Source organism: Morganella morganii, assembly GCF_019243775.1.
In the GTDB taxonomy this organism is placed as follows: Bacteria; Pseudomonadota; Gammaproteobacteria; order Enterobacterales; family Enterobacteriaceae; genus Morganella; species Morganella morganii.
On the sequence record NZ_CP069157.1, the window covers coordinates 522,469 to 539,235 of the forward strand.

Consider the following 16,767-nt stretch of genomic DNA (forward strand, 5'->3'; position numbering starts at 1 on the left):
TATGATACTGAAAGCCCCTTCCGCCTGGCGGACACTGAGCCGCAATCTTTTGTTGTGGTTTGCGCTGTTTGTGGTGGCACTGCTGGTACTGGCCATGATTGCCGGGCCGTGGATCTCCCCGCATGATCCGGATCTGGTGGAGTTATCAAACCGCCTTCAGGAACCGGACAGTCAGTACTGGCTTGGTACTGACCATCTCGGGCGTGATATTTTTTCCCGTCTGATTGCCGGGGCGCGGATTTCTCTCGGCACTGTCGCTATCACGCTGGTGATTATTATGACGCTCGGACTGGTGATCGGCGGCATTGCCGGGTTTACCGGCGGACGGACGGATCAAATCATCATGCGGTTTACCGATGTGTTCCTGACATTCCCGACACTGGTACTGGCACTGTTTTTAATCGGCATCCTCGGTACCGGGCTGACAAACGTGATTATCGCGATCGCACTGTCACACTGGGCGTGGTATGCGCGGATTGTCCGCGGGATCATCCTCTCGCTGCGCCACCGGGAATTTCTGCTGGCCGCACGTCTGAGCGGCGCCGGGAATGTGCGGATCTTTCTCCGGCATCTGTTTCCGGCCACCATTTCCCAGCTGATCGTGCTGGCGACTCTGGATATCGGCCACATGATGCTGCATGTCTCCGGGCTGTCATTCCTCGGGCTGGGCGTGGCGGCACCCACCGCAGAGTGGGGCGTGATGATCAGCGATGCCCGTCAGTTTGTCTGGACATCACCGATGCTGATTTTCTGGCCGGGTTTAATTTTATTTTTCAGTGTGATGGCGTTTAACATCCTCGGGGATGCTCTGCGTGATCGTCTGGATCCGACACTGAGGGCCGGGACATGTCATTAAATCATTCTGTATTGGAGGTCAGCCATCTGTCGGCGGGGTATCTGCATAATAATCATGCCCATTTCCTGATTTCTGATCTGTCATTTTCACTGCGGCGCGGCGAAGTGCTGGCGCTGGTCGGCGCGAGCGGCTCCGGCAAATCCATGACCTGCTCTGCGCTGCTGGATGTACTGCCGCCGGGTGTGCAGAAAACACAGGGCACTATTTTGCTGGACGGACAGCCGGTCACCGGACAGGCTCTGCGCGGCAGGGAAGTGGCGTCGATCATGCAGAACCCGCGCAGTGCATTTAACCCGGTGCGGACCATGCATCAGCATATTACCGAAACACTGAAGGCCACCCGGCAGCCGCTGCATGATATTGATAAACGCATCCGCGATGTGCTGGCGGAAGTGGAACTGGGGGACAGTGAGCATATCCTGAAGCTCTATCCGTTTGAGATGAGCGGCGGCATGTTACAGCGGATGATGATCGCGATTGCGATCCTCAGCGACGCGCCGTTTCTGTTTGCTGATGAGCCGACTACCGATCTGGATCTGGTGGTGCAGATGAAAATTCTCGATTTGCTGGATCATATAGTATCTGACCGGCAGACCGGGCTTTTGCTGATCACCCATGATATGGGTGTGGTGGCGCGTCTTGCCGATCAGGTGGCGGTGCTGTCAGACGGGAACATTATTGAAACCGGCCCGGTGGAGGATATTTTTTCCCGGCCGCGCTCACCGGTGACCCGCAATCTTATTTCTGCACATCTTTCATTGTATGATCTGGAGCTTTCCGCATGACATTGATCTCTGTTGAACACCTGAGCAAAAGCTACCAAAGCCATTCACTGATGGGAGCGGGAAAGCCGCGCTGTATTCTCGATGACATTTCCCTGACCCTGAATGAAGGGGAGACCGTTGCCCTGCTCGGACGCAGCGGCTGCGGAAAAAGCACGCTGGCACGTCAGATCTGCGGGCTGGAATATCCGGAAAAAGGGGATGTTTTTTACCGCGGAATGCCGGTGCGCAAACTGGATAAAAAACAGCTGCGGCAGTTCCGTTCGGAGATCCAGATGGTCTTTCAGGATCCGCCGGGGGCGGTTGATCCACGTTTTACCCCGGAGCAGATTATTGCCGAACCACTGAAATTGCTGACCTCACTGGATGAAACACAGCGCAAAGCCCGGACTGCGGAACTGCTGGATATGGTGGAACTGCCGCTGTCAGTACTCGGCAAACTGCCGTCGCAGATCAGCGGCGGACAGTTACAGCGCATCTGCATTGCACGGGCGCTGGCCCCGGATCCGCGTCTGATCATCCTGGATGAAGCGGTATCAAACCTGGATATTCATCTGCAGGCATCTCTGCTGACACTGCTCGGGCAGTTACAGAAAACGCAGGGGATTGCGTATCTGTTTGTCACACATGATCTGCGGCTGGTCAGCCGGTTTGCCGCACGCGTGGTGGTTATGGATGAGGGCAAAATTGCAGAAACATCGCCGCAGGGGTGTATTGAGCAACTGCGCCATCCGGCATCACTGGCACTGAAAAATGCAGTATTGCCGCCATTCCCGTCTTCCCACCGGCGAAAAACGGTATCCGTCTGATAAAAAAAAAAAAAGCGCCGTGATATTAACAGGGCGCTTTTACTCATTATTTACGGTTTATACTTTACCGGAGCAACTGCATTTGGCGGCAGTCTCTTTGTTATGATGAACATCTGTGCCGCAACAGGCATCAATGGCTTTATTGATAATATCCGCCAGCTTATTGACGGTGGAAATAATTGAGGAAAGCTGTTCACACACATCGCGGCAGTCTGCATGTGAATGACCGTTATCCGGAATCACCGGCGGCGTCAGGCTGTCACAGAGAATTTCCTGTAATACCAGCAGGAAGTTCGCGATACCGGTGGTGTAGATATAAGAACGCCCGCCGGTCTGCTCTGCCAGCCGCTGATACTCCTTTGTCACTTTGTCTCTTTCCGCAATCGACGGGAAGCGATCAAGGTTTTCCGGGCGGTCATCCGGGGTTCCCTGATAGGTGTAAACTTTGACGCCGTGAAGCTGCGCGACACCAATAGCCTCACTGTTTTTCGTGACAGCGGCACTGGTCAGTATTCCGCCGCCGCCTTCCATGCCTTCATCACCCAGTACAAAAATGGCGCGCCGGGCGCCGGGACGCCAGTCAAAATATTTACTGGCATCAATAACCGCACGGCATAAATCCTCCTTATTCCCGGCATGATCGCGGCCATCGGCTTCGGTAAATGGTTTTCTGGCCTGTAAGTTTCCCTCGGATGCGCCTTTGCCAATCAGATAATCACTCACTGTCTGATCAAACTTTGTTCCGGCCCAGGTACCCTGAATGCCCAGGAAAGTTGCCCGCAACTGAGACGGACAGCGGGCAGCCGCTTTCTCTATCGCTGCGTCTATTTCACGGCTCAGATCGGCGGACTCATCTGACATTGAGCCGCTGGTATCAATAATCACCACCAAATCCAGTGCGATATCACTGTTACCGCCCATGACCTGTACTACCGGGTCAATACCGGCTGCCGGTGCAGACAGATCCTGTGTGTTGAGATCCTGATTCATTGTTTTTCCTCTGTGTTTATTGCAGGTGTGTTTTCTGTGCAATTTGTTGCGCAGAGGGGCAGTATCTTTTTATTTCTCAGGGATGTATTTCCTAAAAAATAACAGAATCAGTTTATTTAGTGAGGGGGAGTCATGGCCCCGGTGACAGTGGCATGGCCGGGGCAGAAGGTGTGGTTATTTTTACAATAAAAAATCGGGTTTATTAATATTTTTATTTAAAAACAATAAATTATCTATGTCCAATAAAGTATGAACAGTATCTGATGAATCATATTGTTTTCTGAGTTCATTCAGAAAAACGATCAGTGAGATATCCAGTGCTGTGAGTATCCGGAACAGCAGGCTGACCGTCAGATTCCCTTTACCCAGCTCATAGCGGGAAACCTGTTGCTGACTGATTTCAAGTGTAAAGCCTAACTTCTCACCGCTTATTTTTTTTCAGCTTACGAAATCTGTACAGCACCTCCCCGATATTTTTATTGAGTAAATCTGAATCTATGCATTGATATTTCTGCACCATTTATCTCCGTAGATTAAATCTGTCATAACAGGAATGGTTGTTATTCCCGGTAAATAATTACCGGTTGTGTTTTCTTGTCTTATTAACATGTCTGGTGTTTTTTTCAAAAAAAAGGAATTGTGTATCTAATGATTAAAATTAAATAACACATGTTATTTTTTGATGCAAATATAATCTTGGTATGTTTTATTATTTTCATAAATTTACATATTTGGTATGTAGTTTAATCACTTTTATTTGACACAGCGCAAAATATAAAGAATTTCTCATGTTTTACATGAATTTTTTGTTGAATTTTTTTTATTCGATCTTTTCGTGACATTGTCTTACAAGACATGTTAAGCAAATCGTGAGCATAAAATGCGTTATTTTGTCTGTAATAATGGGCGTTTTTCAGTATATTTCGCCATCAGTATAATGTGACAATATTAAATTATCGCTTGTTTTACAGTTGTTTGTATTGTTTTTATCACAGGGGGAGTGTGATGGCAGCGGTATTATTTTATTGTTAAATTTTATGCGGTCACGCGTTAAAAAAACAAACATCTGTAACAAAATTCTGTTTGTTTTAATTTCAATGCATTAAATTTTGTGTAAATTGCGATTAAGTAGTATTTCATGCTATTGTTAATCCAATTATAGATAAATAAAGAATAAACATTCTGTGGATTTTGTTACTAAGTAATGTTTACTTACATCTTTCATATTAATTCATTGAAATATCAGTTAAAAATAATCAAAACAATTTATTAACATCATTATCATAAAAATATCTTATCTATTATCGTGGTTGTAATAACAGATAAACACACGTAATGTGTAACGTAAATATAACCTGAATTATTTCTGATAATAATATTTATCTGCTGACTTTATATATTAATAAAGCCGAATGGATTTTATTTAATTGTTTTTTAACTTTTGTATCCTGCTTTTATTTTTGCGCCGGGAGGCTTTCCCTTATGAAAAAATATAAATCTGTAAAAAGATTCGCATTGCCGGTATCTATTATACTGGGGTCGGGATTATATTCACTTCCCGGTATAGCGGATCCCTGTACATCGGTGACAGACGGCGACGGAAAAAAATACCTGACCTGTACCTCCACTATTTATTATTACAATTCCGGTGAGCACGGCGGAACGGCATTATCCGATTATGCGAGTGTGACTATCAATACTACGCCGGAAGCGTCAATCTCGCCACTCCAGGGCTGGGCGGTTTACGGGAACAGCAGCACCTATAATTTCAATGAGCTGAATATTGAGACCAGCGGCGCCAAATCTGACGGTATCGTGACAAAAAACGGTGCCAGTAAAATCAATATTGATAAATTAACCATTAAAACCACCGGTTCTTCCGCTGATGGTCTGAACGTCGGCAAAGAGAGTAACGGCACGGTGATTACCGTGGGTGACGATGCCTATATTGATGCATTCGGGATGGGGGTGCGTGCTAACTCATCAACTACCGGCACCAACGAGAACCTGATTACCCTCGGGAAAAATGCGGTCATTATTTCGCACGAAGCCGGCAGTAATCTGGAATTTCTGGGACGCGAATTAGGCACCGGATATGCGGTTTACGCCGGGAATACCAACTCCGCAGCAACCGGGGATGCCCGTGTGGTGATCGGCGATAACAGCACCATTGTGGCAAACGGCGGCTCTGCGCATGCGGTTTATGCCAACAAAGGCGGTATTATCGAACTGGGTTCAACGAATATCCGCGCCGAAGGCACGACGGCACACGGTATTTATGCCGAAGCCGGATCGAAAAAGGTCGGTGGTGCAACAGTTACTGCGGGCAGTCAGGTATATCTCGGTGGTGATACCACCATTAATGTGGTCAGTGACGGCCGGAAATTTGCCCTGTATGCCAAAGGGGCGGATTCACAGATATCCTCTTCTGATCGTCTGTCCGGTGACAGCATCCGCAGTGTATTCACCGTTGACGGTGATATGAAAGCAGAGACAAAAGGGATTATTGATCTGCAGATGGCGGATAACAGCCGGTTCACCGGCAGTACCAACTCACTGGAATATAACGCGGCAGGCGCGCCGAATACGACCACAAACGGTACCATTAATCTGGATATTGCCGGTGCCAGCAGTATCTGGAATATGACCGCTGATTCAGTGCTGTCAAACCTGACACTGACCGGTGCGACACTCCGTTATAACTCTCCGGATGATCTGAGCGATCCGGACGCCTTTGTACCGAAAACACTGACCGTGGCTGGTGATTACACCGGTAACGGAGGCCACCTGATTATGAATACGGTGCTGAACGGGGATGATTCACCGACTGATAAACTGCTGATCAAAGGTAATTCTGCCGGAACCACTACCGTCAGTTTTGTGAATATCGGCGGGCAGGGCGGGCTGACCATACTCAACGGCATTGAAGTTATCACGGTTGACGGTATTTCTGACGGTACTTTCACTCAGAACGGGCGGATTGTTGCCGGGGCGTATGATTATTATCTGGGACGCGGTAAAAACGGCAATGAGAATAACTGGTATCTGACATCAGATTACAGCCCGGTGACACCGGAACCAGAGCCGGAACCGGAGCCAAAACCGGAACCGGTAGTCCGCCCGGAAGCCGGGGGATATATCAATAACCTGTATATGGCAAATAACCTGTTTAATGTGCGTCTGCATGATCGTCTCGGTGAAACCCAATATACCGATGTACTGACCGGTGAGCGCAAAGTTACCAGTCTGTGGCTGCGGAATGTGGCCGGACATTCAACCGTGAAAAGCGGCGACGGACAGTTAAAAACCGGGACAAACCGTTATGTGGTACAACTGGGCGGGGATATCGCACAGTGGTCTGATAATGATCTTAACCGCTATCATATCGGGTTAATGGCGGGTTACGGCCGCATCAGCGGCAAGACCACAAACCATGTGACAAAGACCAGAGCCAAATCTGACGCAGATGGTTACAGTGCCGGGATCTACGGTACTTACTACGCGAATGAAGCGGATAAAAGCGGTCTGTATGTTGACAGCTGGGTGCAGTACAACTGGTTTAAAAACCGGATTAACGGAGACGAATTACCGGAAGAAAAATATAATTCTGACGGTATCACGCTTTCCGCCGAAGCCGGATACAGTTTCCTTATAAATGAAACACAGGGCAGTGATGGCAGTACCAACCGCTGGTTTATTCAGCCGAAAGCACAGGTGACCTATATGGGTGTGAAAATGGATACCCATACAGAGCGGGGCGGTACCCGCGTATCGGCGACCGGTGAAGGGAATATTCAGACCCGTCTCGGGGTAAGAGTGTACGGACTGGGACAGGCGTTGCAGGATAAAGACAATGATCGTCACTTCCAGCCGTTTGCTGAAATTAACTGGCTGAATAACAGTAAGATGACGGGCGTATCCATGGACGACGATCACGTTGGTCAGTCCGGCACCCGCAATATCGGTGAAATTAAAGTGGGGATTGAAGGACAACTGACCCGCAATGCGGACATCTGGTTTAACGTGGCGCAGCAGGCCGGCAGTGATCATTACTCGGATACACAGGGTATGTTAGGTCTGAAATACCGCTTTTAACTGTCAGTAACATCCGGCCGGGATAACAGGAATACTGTTATCCCGGCTTTTTTGTGTCCGGCGCTGATAGTGACTTAATCATTACCCCAGCGGTTGAGAAATTCAGCGATATCATCGATACGCTGTTTATCGATACCGGCTTCAGCCGCCATCTTTTTCTGGGCTTCCTCACTGATTTCTTCATTGTTCGTCAGACAGGTGATCAGTAACTGAAAATAGTGCGCCAGTCCGTCATACTCCTGCTCTTCAACCGGCTCTTCCGATTCCAGCGCGTACTCATCAGCGATATCGTAGTATTTATCCGGTACTATATTTTCCATAAATTCCTCCGGGGCTAACGCCGGTGTCAGTGGTTTGTATCACACCATTGTATCCGATCCGGATCCATTTTCGCACCTCACCCGGCGCTCCATCGTTATATAATATGATCTTTCCGGAAACGGATGGCGACCAACACGTATACCGGCTCAGGTTTCTTTTCTTGAAAGTTGTGATTTAAAAAAGGAATAAATGAGAGGAAAGATAAAAAACCGGAAAATTGCGCCTTAAAAATGATATCACTAATACAAATGTAGCTGTATTAACCGACCGGTATGCGGCAAAGCAGCGAAATTAAATCACCTGTTGTGCCGGAAGGGCACAGAGTTGATTGTGGTTGTATCCGGCGGGGACAGAAAACTTGTTTTTACAGAACCCTGAAAAGCAAAAACCCGCCATAAGGCGGGTTCTTTGAATAGTGGTGCCCGGACTCGGAATCGAACCAAGGACACGGGGATTTTCAATCCCCTGCTCTACCGACTGAGCTATCCGGGCAACGGGGCGCATTAAACCGTATTCCGTGGTTTGCGTCAATGCCTTTCTGTCAAAAAACCATAAAAAAAGTGTGAGTGTGCTCTTTTTATGCAGAATGCGGACGCAATTTATGCATGTGGTGAATAAATCAGCTGAGTGCGCCGTTTTTACGGCAACGGGCGATAGTCAGCACATCTTCTGCCAGCCGCCGGGCGGTGGCGATATCATCGGTACTGCGGGATATCAGCAGTTTGCTCAGGCATCCTTCCAGAATCAGTTCCAGCTGACGGGCCACCATATCGCAATCATCAATATCCAGCTCTCTGAGCAGCTCTGTGGTAAATGCAAAGGCACTTTGTTTCTGCTGGCGGGATAACTGATGGATAGGGTGATCCGCATCAGGAAAGGCGCTGCTGGCCGCAATAAACAGACATCCCGGAAAACGGTTTTCGCGGACACGTTCCGCCAGTGCCGTGTAACGGGCAAGCAGTTTATCTTCACAGGACAGCGACTCATCCAGCAGAATGCGGCGCTGCCAGATATCAATCTGATTACCGTGGTAACGCAGGCAGTCGTAGAGCAGGTCATTACGGGTCGGCCAGAAAATCCGCAGGCGTTCGGGATCAATGTCCAGGTTATCGTTGAGGGTGGCTTCAGACATCAGAAGGCCGTGGTTTTCCAGCAGACTCAGTGCCTGATTGAGGACGTCTTCACGTTGCACAGCAGGTTCTCCCTGATAAAGGCATATGATCCAGAATAACGTGAGTGCTGATGAAAGGCGAGAGACGCAGGTAAATAAAATCCGCCCCGGAGGGCGGATTTATCAGTGCAGGGAATTACAGAACGACACTGCCGATCAGGAAGCCGAAGCAGACCGACAGTGCGACACCAATGGTGCCAGGGATAAAGAACGGGTGGTTGAAGACCAGTTTGCCGATACGGGTGGTACCGGTGTCATCCATCTGAACCGCCGCGACCAGGGTCGGGTAGGTCGGCAGGATAAACAGACCGGAAACCGCAGAGAAAGAGGCAATGGCAGTCAGTGGTGTAACACCCAGCGCCAGTGCCATCGGCATCAGCGCTTTGGCGGTGGCGGCCTGTGAATAGAGCAGGGCAGAACAGAAGAAGAAAATAACCGCCAGCAGCCACGGATGCTGCGTGATTAAATCACCGGCAGTCAGTTTGATCCACTCCAGATTTGCCTGAACGAAGGTATCGCCCAGCCACGCCACACCCAGGATACAGATACAGGCGCTCATCCCGGCTTTAAAGGTACTGGAGTTCAGGATGATATCCGTCTCTACCTTGCATATCAGGGTAATAAGTGTCGCGACACTGAGCATGATAATCAGAATGGCGTTGGTGGTGGACATAATCGGTTCAGACAACAGCCCGACACTCTTACTGTTGACAACCGCAAAGACCACAACGGACAGGACACCGAGCAGGAACAGGAGAACAGACAGTTTGGCAGCTGGTTTGATGGCAGCTTTTTCACTGCGGTTCAGTTCCACCACGCCTTCAGCAAGACGTTTCTTAAAGACCGGGTCATTGGCGAGTTTGTCATCAAACAGCCAGGACACAATAAAGGACATCAGGATGATCGCGACAAAGGTGGATGGCAGCAGGATCATCAGCAGATGCAGGTAACTGACGCCCATCGGCTCCATGACCGATGACATATACACCACCGCCGCTGAAATCGGTGATGCGGTGATCCCTATCTGCGCGGCCACAACGGCGGTGGAAAGCGGACGGGAAGGTTTAATCCCCTGTTCTTTGGCAACTTCGGTGATCACCGGCAGGGTTGCCAGTGAAATATTACCGGTTCCGGCAAACAGTGTCAGAAAATAGGTGACGATCGGGGCGAGGATGGTGATATAGCGCGGATTGCGGCGCAGCAGTTTTTCAGTCTGCTGAACCAGATAATCCAGCCCGCCCGCGACCTGCATGGCAGAGATTGCAGCGATAACAGCCATTATAATGGAGATAACGTCGAACGGGATGCTGCCCGGTTTCACGCCGATGGCGGCGAGGGCAAGAACCCCCAGTCCGCCGGCAAAACCGATACCTATCCCTCCGAGGCGCGCCCCGAGATAAATGGCCAGCAGTACGATAATAAATTCGATGGCTAGCATAAGTGCTCCTGTAAAATCCCGTAGAAAAATGTTAAATTTTTGTAGTAGGGTAATAAAAAAGCACGTTACCTTGCGATGACGTGCTTTTGTGTTCTATGTATTTCTTATTATTATATTAGTCATCAAAGCGTTTTGCTTTATAGGCCGGATTCTTTAAGTTCTCAATTGAGAAAATATCATCCAGCTCAGCTTCTGTCAGAAGACCGCGCTCCAGAACCACTTCGCGCACACTCTTGCCGGTTTCCGCACAAATCTTACCGACGATATCCCCGTTATGGTGACCGATGAACGGGTTCAGGTAAGTCACGATACCGATAGAGTTGAACACATACGCTTCACAAATTTCTTTGTTGGCGGTAATACCGGAAACGCATTTCTCACCCAGGTTGCGGCAGGCGTTGCTCAGCAGAGAAATAGATTCAAACATCGCCTGGCCGATAGCCGGTTCCATCACGTTCAGCTGTAACTGACCTGCTTCGGCAGCCATGGTGACGCAGACGTCGTTACCGATGACTTTGAAACACGCCTGGTTTACCACTTCCGGAATCACCGGGTTCACTTTTGCCGGCATGATAGAAGAACCCGCCTGCATTTCCGGCAGATTGATCTCTTTGAGACCCGCACGCGGACCGGAGGAGAGCAGACGCAGGTCATTACAGATTTTGGAGAGCTTCATGGCCAGGCGTTTCAGCGCACTGTGCAGCATCACGTAAGCACCGCAGTCAGACGTTGCTTCGATCAGGTCTTCTGCCGGTACACACGGCAGGCCGGTCACTTCCGCCAGTTTTTCCACCGCCAGTTTCTGATAGCCCGGTGCGGTGTTCAGCCCGGTACCAATCGCGGTGGCGCCGAGGTTAACTTCCAGCACCAGCTGAGCGGTGTGATGCAGGTTTCTGATCTCTTCTTTCATCAGGATGGCAAAGGCGTGGAATTCCTGGCCTAATGTCATCGGAACGGCATCCTGTAACTGGGTACGGCCCATTTTCAGGATATCTTTGAATTCATCGGATTTGGCATCAAAGGTGCCTTTCAGATACTCAACAGATTTAATCAGCTGGGTAATTGAATTGTAGACAGCGATACGGAAGCCGGTCGGGTAAGCGTCGTTGGTGGACTGGGCTTTGTTCAGGTGATCATTCGGGTTGAGGAACTCATATTCCCCTTTTTTATGGCCCATCAGTTCCAGGCCGATATTTGCCAGTACTTCGTTTGTGTTCATATTCAGTGAAGTACCGGCACCACCCTGGAAAACATCCACAGGGAACTGATCCATACATTTACCGTGGATCAGGACTTCATCGCAGGCTTTGATGATGGTATCCGCAATCGCACGCGGAATAGTGTGCAGTTCTTTATTCGCCATGGCAGCGGCTTTTTTCACCATCACCATGCCACGGATAAATTCCGGGACATCATTGATTGTACGGTCGCTGATATAGAAATTTTCGATAGCCCGCAGTGTATGGACACCATAATACACATCGTCCGGTACTTCGCGTTTACCCAGCAGGTCTTCTTCGATACGAAAATTATTTGACATGAGAACCTTCTTTGATTGAATGGTTGTCTTACTTAATAGTAAAGACAGCAATTATATTATTTTGTCCGATATTAATAGAGAGTATCACTTAGTTTATTGCATTCTCAGTGATGATATTCTGTATTTGCGTTGAATCCTTTTAGCCAGATCACTTATTAACTGAAATGTTTGCACTATTATCACTCTTATGTGCGATAAATCACAAATATCATGTGCGATTCCGGCACATGCCGCGCTTGAAAACGTCTGAAATGACCCCATCATTATGAACATCCATGACTAAAAATCGAATTTACAGCGCGTCTCTTAGAAGTAGTTCACAAAGGCTGACAAAGGGGCGGTTTTTTACATCACAGTGCACCACATAAGGAAGACGTTATGCGTTGGTTACCCCTTATCCTCATTTGTCTGCTGATCTATATTGAGGCGGTCATTTTTGTTCACGTGGCATCCGCCATCGGTGTGTTTATGACACTGGTGCTGGTGGTGCTGACATCCTGTCTCGGCGTATCTCTGGTGCGCAATCAGGGAATGCGTAATCTGAGTCTGATTCAGCAGAAAATTCAGGCGGGTGAGAGCCCTGCGGCAGAGATGATCAAAAGCGTCTCTCTGGTGCTGGCCGGTATCCTGCTGGTCCTGCCGGGCTTTTTCACCGATTTCTTAGGGCTGCTGCTGCTGCTGCCGCCGGTACAGAAACTGCTGGTGTCCCGTGTGCTGCCGTTTATCCGCGTGTATCAGCCGCGGACGAACCCGTTCGCCGGTAACGCGGCAAACCGGGGGAATGTGTACGAAGGGGAATTTGAGCGCCGGGGTGACACTCCATCTCAGCGGCTCAACCAGTCACCGGCGTCACACAACGATGATAATCCGCAGGATAAACCCTGATATCTGAACAGTTTGGACAGAGACCGTGAAATTTCGTATTTTTTTCATCTCTGCCCCCTTGAACTTGTCCGGAACTGACCCCATCTGCTCAAACATGGCAATGGTATTAGTATCCGGCCTGAACCTTTAATCCACGTTATTTGATACGGATTTTTTTACAGGAGATCTATCAATGAAAATTCGTCCTTTGCACGACCGTGTTATTGTTAAGCGTAAAGAAGTTGAAGCGAAATCAGCGGGCGGGATCGTCCTGACCGGTACAGCGGCAGGTAAATCGACCCGTGGTGAAGTGCTGGCAGTAGGTAACGGTCGCATCCTGGAAAACGGCGAAATGAAACCACTCGACGTTAAAGTCGGTGATATCGTGATTTTCAATGATGGTTACGGCGTAAAAGCTGAAAAAATTGATAATGAAGAAGTGCTGATTATGTCTGAAAGCGACATCCTGGCGATTGTCGAAGCATAATTACACCGTACTGGTTGTACTCAGATCTTCTTAAACCATAAAAGCATTCGAAGGAATAGAAATAATGGCAGCTAAAGACGTAAAATTCGGTAACGACGCCCGTGTTAAAATGCTCCGTGGTGTCAATGTTCTGGCAGACGCAGTAAAAGTTACTTTAGGTCCGAAAGGCCGTAACGTTGTGTTAGACAAATCATTCGGCGCACCGGTTATCACTAAAGATGGTGTGTCTGTTGCGCGTGAAATCGAGCTGGACGACAAGTTCGAAAACATGGGCGCACAGATGGTGAAAGAAGTTGCCTCCAAAGCGAATGACGCTGCGGGCGACGGTACCACCACTGCAACCGTACTGGCTCAGTCTATCATCACTGAAGGCCTGAAAGCCGTTGCTGCGGGCATGAACCCGATGGATCTGAAACGCGGTATCGATAAAGCCGTTGTTGCAGCCGTTGAAGAACTGAAAAAACTGTCTGCACCATGCTCTGATACCACTGCAATCGCGCAGGTAGGTACTATCTCTGCAAACTCCGATGAAACCGTCGGTAAACTGATTGCGGAAGCGATGGATAAAGTCGGTAAAGAAGGCGTTATCACTGTCGAAGAAGGCACCGGCCTGGAAGACGAACTGGATGTTGTTGAAGGTATGCAGTTCGACCGCGGTTACCTCTCCCCGTATTTCATCAACAAACCGGAAACCGGTTCTGTTGAGTTAGAAAACCCGTACATCCTGCTGGTCGACAAAAAAATCTCCAACATCCGTGAACTGCTGCCGGTTCTGGAAGGCGTTGCCAAAGCAAGCAAACCGCTGATGATTATCGCGGAAGATGTTGAAGGTGAAGCACTGGCAACACTGGTGGTTAACACCATGCGCGGTATCGTGAAAGTGGCTGCGGTGAAAGCACCGGGCTTCGGCGACCGCCGTAAAGCGATGCTGCAGGATATCGCAACCCTGACCAACGGTACTGTTATCTCTGAAGAGATCGGTATGGAGCTGGAAAAAGCAACTCTGGAAGACCTGGGTCAGGCAAAACGTATCGTTATCAACAAAGATACCACCACTATCATTGATGGTGTGGGTGACGAAGAGACTATCGCTGCACGCGTTGGTCAGATCCGTCAGCAGATCGAAGATTCAACCTCAGATTACGACCGTGAAAAACTGCAGGAGCGCGTAGCGAAACTGGCAGGCGGTGTTGCTGTCATCAAAGTCGGTGCGGCAACTGAAGTTGAAATGAAAGAAAAACGTGCCCGTGTTGACGATGCTCTGCACGCAACCCGCGCAGCCGTTGAAGAAGGTGTGGTTGCCGGCGGCGGTACTGCATTAGTCCGCGTTGCGGCTGCTCTGACTGCCCTGACCGGTGATAACGAAGATCAGAACGTGGGTATCCGTGTTGCGCTGCGCGCAATGGAAGCACCTATGCGTCAGATCGTTGAAAACGCAGGTGAAGAACCATCTGTTGTTGTTAACACCGTGAAAGGCGGCAAAGGTAACTACGGTTACAACGCAGCAACCGAAGAATACGGCGACATGATCGCAATGGGTATCCTGGATCCGACTAAAGTAACCCGTTCTGCTCTGCAGTTCGCCGGTTCTATCGCGGGCCTGATGATCACCACTGAAGCGATGATCACTGAACTGCCTAAAGACGACAAAATGGATTTAGGTGCAGCTGGTGGTATGGGCGGCATGGGCGGCATGGGCGGCATGATGTAATCATGTAGTCTGACTGCAATTGTTTGCTGAAAAAGCCTGTAAACTTATAGTTTACGGGCTTTTTTATTAACTTCATTTTTTAGTGCATCCCATAATATCCTGATCTCTTCCCCTTCTTCAACTCAAGTATTTCAATTTTTTCCGGCGTGATAGGGGATGCTTTCGGTGTTTTGCACGCTCACTCATCCCGCAACTGTGTCATTGTGGAAAGCCCGATATTTATGGCTTCAGCCGCATCCGCTACCGTATAATTCTGGTCCACAACTAACTGAGTGGATTCACGTCTGAATTCTACACTGAGATTTTAAAGCACCTATGTTGTTCTGAGGCGAGCATATCACCTCTGTTCAGGTAGCCAAATTTATTAAACCACTACAGGTTAACAGAATATTTGAAATGTAGAGCTCTGTAACCGAACAGAAGGTTATCTACTTTTATATTTGTAATATTGCCATATATAAAACGAAGGGTATTATTTCAGTATGTCATATTGTTAATGTGACATACTGTATGCGTTACAATAGTGGATAAAAAACAATTAATCACGTAGTGAAATCATTTATTATTAAGGGCATATGATGTCTGAAACTCTTCACCGCACAGGCGATACTGCTGGAGCCTATGTTCTCAAGTCTCTCGAGGATATGCGTCGTAAACTATTAGACCTTACTGCACGTAATAGATTGCTCAACTTTCCGATTGATAAAAAGCATTCTTCACTACGTATTATCAACGAATTGCCCGATCAGCTTTATAAAACCTTAATAGGCGATAAAGTGATGCAGTTTGTGCCAGTACCCGATCCTACAAAAGCTCAGCTTCAACAATATGGCTATCTGGGGAAAGATGAAAAGCAGTGTGAAATTAGTCTTAAGGCTGCACCGGATGCGAAAGCTTGGGCTGAAAAATTAGGTTTACGTACTGATTTTGAGCTGTTTACTGAGGCTCAGCCTAATGTGTCTAATTATGAGTATCAGGTGATTAAGAAAGCCAGAAATACTATTGAGCAGTATCTGCAAAATAATAATGGCCTGCTTTCTGGAATTCGTCGTGCTGGAGTCAATGCAGATTTACCAACACAACAGCTTGCTATGTTAATCCAAAAACTTGGTTATAAGGATCTTGGTGAGTTTGAGCGTGACACTAAGGCGGGGATACCACTAAGAACTGCAAGTATTCAGGCATCTTTGACTGATGATGATATCCAAACGCTTCACTTCCCATCAGAACTTGAGGCGCTGCTGCGCTCTATTCATGGTAAAGCGAAAACCTCTATCGAGGAGACTGGAGCTGGCATCCTTTATTTGGCCTTAGGATTTCTTGAATGGTATGAGTCTGATGACTCTAATAAGGAAAGATATGCGCCGTTGTTTGTTATTCCGGTTACTCTTGAAAGAGGAAAGTTGGACTCGGAAGCTGGGCTTTATCGTTATCACCTGAGCTATACTGGTGAAGATATTCTACCCAATCTGTCTCTCAGAGAAAAATTACAGAGTGATTTTGGTATTGCGCTGCCTGTACTTGATGAAAATACGCTTCCGGAAGCTTACTTTCAGCAGGTGCAGGCGATCATTGAGAGAAATAAACCACGCTGGTCGGTTCGTCGTTATGGTGCATTGAGCTTACTCAACTTCAGTAAAATGCTGATGTATATCGACCTGGATCCAGCCCGCTGGCCCGCTGGCGAAAAAAAATATTGCTAA

The 16,767-nt window shown here is 48.3% G+C and carries 14 protein-coding genes, 1 tRNA gene and 1 pseudogene; 8 read left to right on the plus strand and 8 right to left on the minus strand.

Annotated features, from left to right (window positions below; all coding sequences use genetic code 11):
* Window position 1: 1 nt before the first annotated feature.
* The 3 genes from nikC to nikE are packed head-to-tail and all read left to right on the plus strand — an operon-like array spanning window position 2 to window position 2,447.
* Entirely contained in the window at window positions 2-856 is an 855-nt protein-coding gene (gene nikC / locus JL661_RS02425; protein WP_203235842.1) for a nickel ABC transporter permease subunit NikC, read from the plus strand.
* Window positions 847-1,641 (plus strand): nickel import ATP-binding protein NikD, encoded by a 795-nt coding sequence (nikD, locus tag JL661_RS02430; protein WP_062771979.1) that lies wholly within the window; start codon window positions 847-849, stop codon window positions 1,639-1,641. Before nikC ends, nikD begins: the two co-directional genes overlap by 10 nt.
* On the plus strand, window positions 1,638-2,447 hold the full coding sequence (gene nikE, locus JL661_RS02435) for a nickel import ATP-binding protein NikE (RefSeq protein WP_004234949.1): 810 nt from the start codon (window positions 1,638-1,640) through the stop codon (window positions 2,445-2,447). Before nikD ends, nikE begins: the two co-directional genes overlap by 4 nt.
* 57 nt (window positions 2,448-2,504) lie before the next feature.
* On the opposite strand, the gene JL661_RS02440 is transcribed toward nikE, so the two are convergent.
* Together JL661_RS02440 and JL661_RS18250 are read right to left on the minus strand one after the other, a co-directional pair.
* Window positions 2,505-3,437 (minus strand): hypothetical protein, encoded by a 933-nt coding sequence (locus JL661_RS02440; RefSeq protein WP_062771976.1) that lies wholly within the window; start codon window positions 3,435-3,437, stop codon window positions 2,505-2,507.
* 180 nt (window positions 3,438-3,617) lie between these two features.
* Window positions 3,618-3,869: a helix-turn-helix domain-containing protein gene (locus JL661_RS18250; protein ID WP_345739890.1), complete on the minus strand. Its 252-nt coding sequence runs from the start codon at window positions 3,867-3,869 to the stop codon at window positions 3,618-3,620.
* A gap of 1,152 nt (window positions 3,870-5,021) precedes the next feature.
* Here JL661_RS18250 and JL661_RS02450 point away from each other — a divergent pair.
* Window positions 5,022-7,532: an autotransporter outer membrane beta-barrel domain-containing protein gene (locus JL661_RS02450; RefSeq protein WP_225310121.1), complete on the plus strand. Its 2,511-nt coding sequence runs from the start codon at window positions 5,022-5,024 to the stop codon at window positions 7,530-7,532.
* A gap of 74 nt (window positions 7,533-7,606) precedes the next feature.
* Here JL661_RS02450 and JL661_RS02455 read toward each other — a convergent pair whose 3' ends face one another.
* The 5 genes from JL661_RS02455 to aspA all read right to left on the minus strand — a co-directional run bounded on the left by JL661_RS02455 (window position 7,607) and on the right by aspA (window position 12,002).
* Window positions 7,607-7,852, minus strand: a complete 246-nt coding sequence (locus JL661_RS02455) for a DUF2543 family protein (RefSeq protein ID WP_004241511.1) — start codon at window positions 7,850-7,852, stop codon at window positions 7,607-7,609.
* Window positions 7,853-8,269: 417 nt separating this feature from the next.
* Window positions 8,270-8,345: transfer RNA gene (locus tag JL661_RS02460), tRNA-Phe, on the minus strand.
* Between the two features lie 127 nt (window positions 8,346-8,472).
* On the minus strand, window positions 8,473-9,045 hold the full coding sequence (gene dicD, locus JL661_RS02465; RefSeq protein ID WP_004240606.1) for a division control transcriptional repressor DicD: 573 nt from the start codon (window positions 9,043-9,045) through the stop codon (window positions 8,473-8,475).
* 115 nt (window positions 9,046-9,160) lie between these two features.
* Window positions 9,161-10,462 carry an anaerobic C4-dicarboxylate transporter gene (locus JL661_RS02470; RefSeq protein WP_004234961.1) on the minus strand — a complete coding sequence of 434 codons (1,302 nt, stop codon included), beginning with the start codon at window positions 10,460-10,462 and terminating at the stop codon, window positions 9,161-9,163.
* A gap of 115 nt (window positions 10,463-10,577) precedes the next feature.
* Entirely contained in the window at window positions 10,578-12,002 is a 1,425-nt protein-coding gene (aspA, locus tag JL661_RS02475; RefSeq protein ID WP_036418728.1) for an aspartate ammonia-lyase, read from the minus strand.
* A gap of 378 nt (window positions 12,003-12,380) precedes the next feature.
* On the opposite strand from aspA, the gene JL661_RS02480 reads away from it, so the two are divergent.
* From JL661_RS02480 to groL, 3 genes are all read left to right on the plus strand, one after another.
* Window positions 12,381-12,887, plus strand: coding sequence for an FxsA family protein (locus JL661_RS02480; protein WP_004234964.1), 507 nt, complete (start codon window positions 12,381-12,383; stop codon window positions 12,885-12,887).
* 172 nt (window positions 12,888-13,059) lie between these two features.
* A complete protein-coding gene (locus tag JL661_RS02485) occupies window positions 13,060-13,353 on the plus strand; it encodes a co-chaperone GroES (RefSeq protein WP_004240601.1) in 294 nt (97 codons plus the stop codon).
* 64 nt (window positions 13,354-13,417) lie between these two features.
* Window positions 13,418-15,064 (plus strand): chaperonin GroEL, encoded by a 1,647-nt coding sequence (gene groL / locus JL661_RS02490; protein WP_004234968.1) that lies wholly within the window; start codon window positions 13,418-13,420, stop codon window positions 15,062-15,064.
* Between the two features lie 112 nt (window positions 15,065-15,176).
* Here groL and JL661_RS02495 read toward each other — a convergent pair.
* Window positions 15,177-15,326 (minus strand): annotated as a pseudogene (locus tag JL661_RS02495) (IS3 family transposase); the annotation flags it as partial.
* Window positions 15,327-15,639: 313 nt separating this feature from the next.
* Between JL661_RS02495 and JL661_RS18255 the strand changes: the two are divergent.
* Window positions 15,640-16,767 carry a DUF4011 domain-containing protein gene (locus tag JL661_RS18255; protein ID WP_247718677.1) on the plus strand — a complete coding sequence of 376 codons (1,128 nt, stop codon included), beginning with the start codon at window positions 15,640-15,642 and terminating at the stop codon, window positions 16,765-16,767.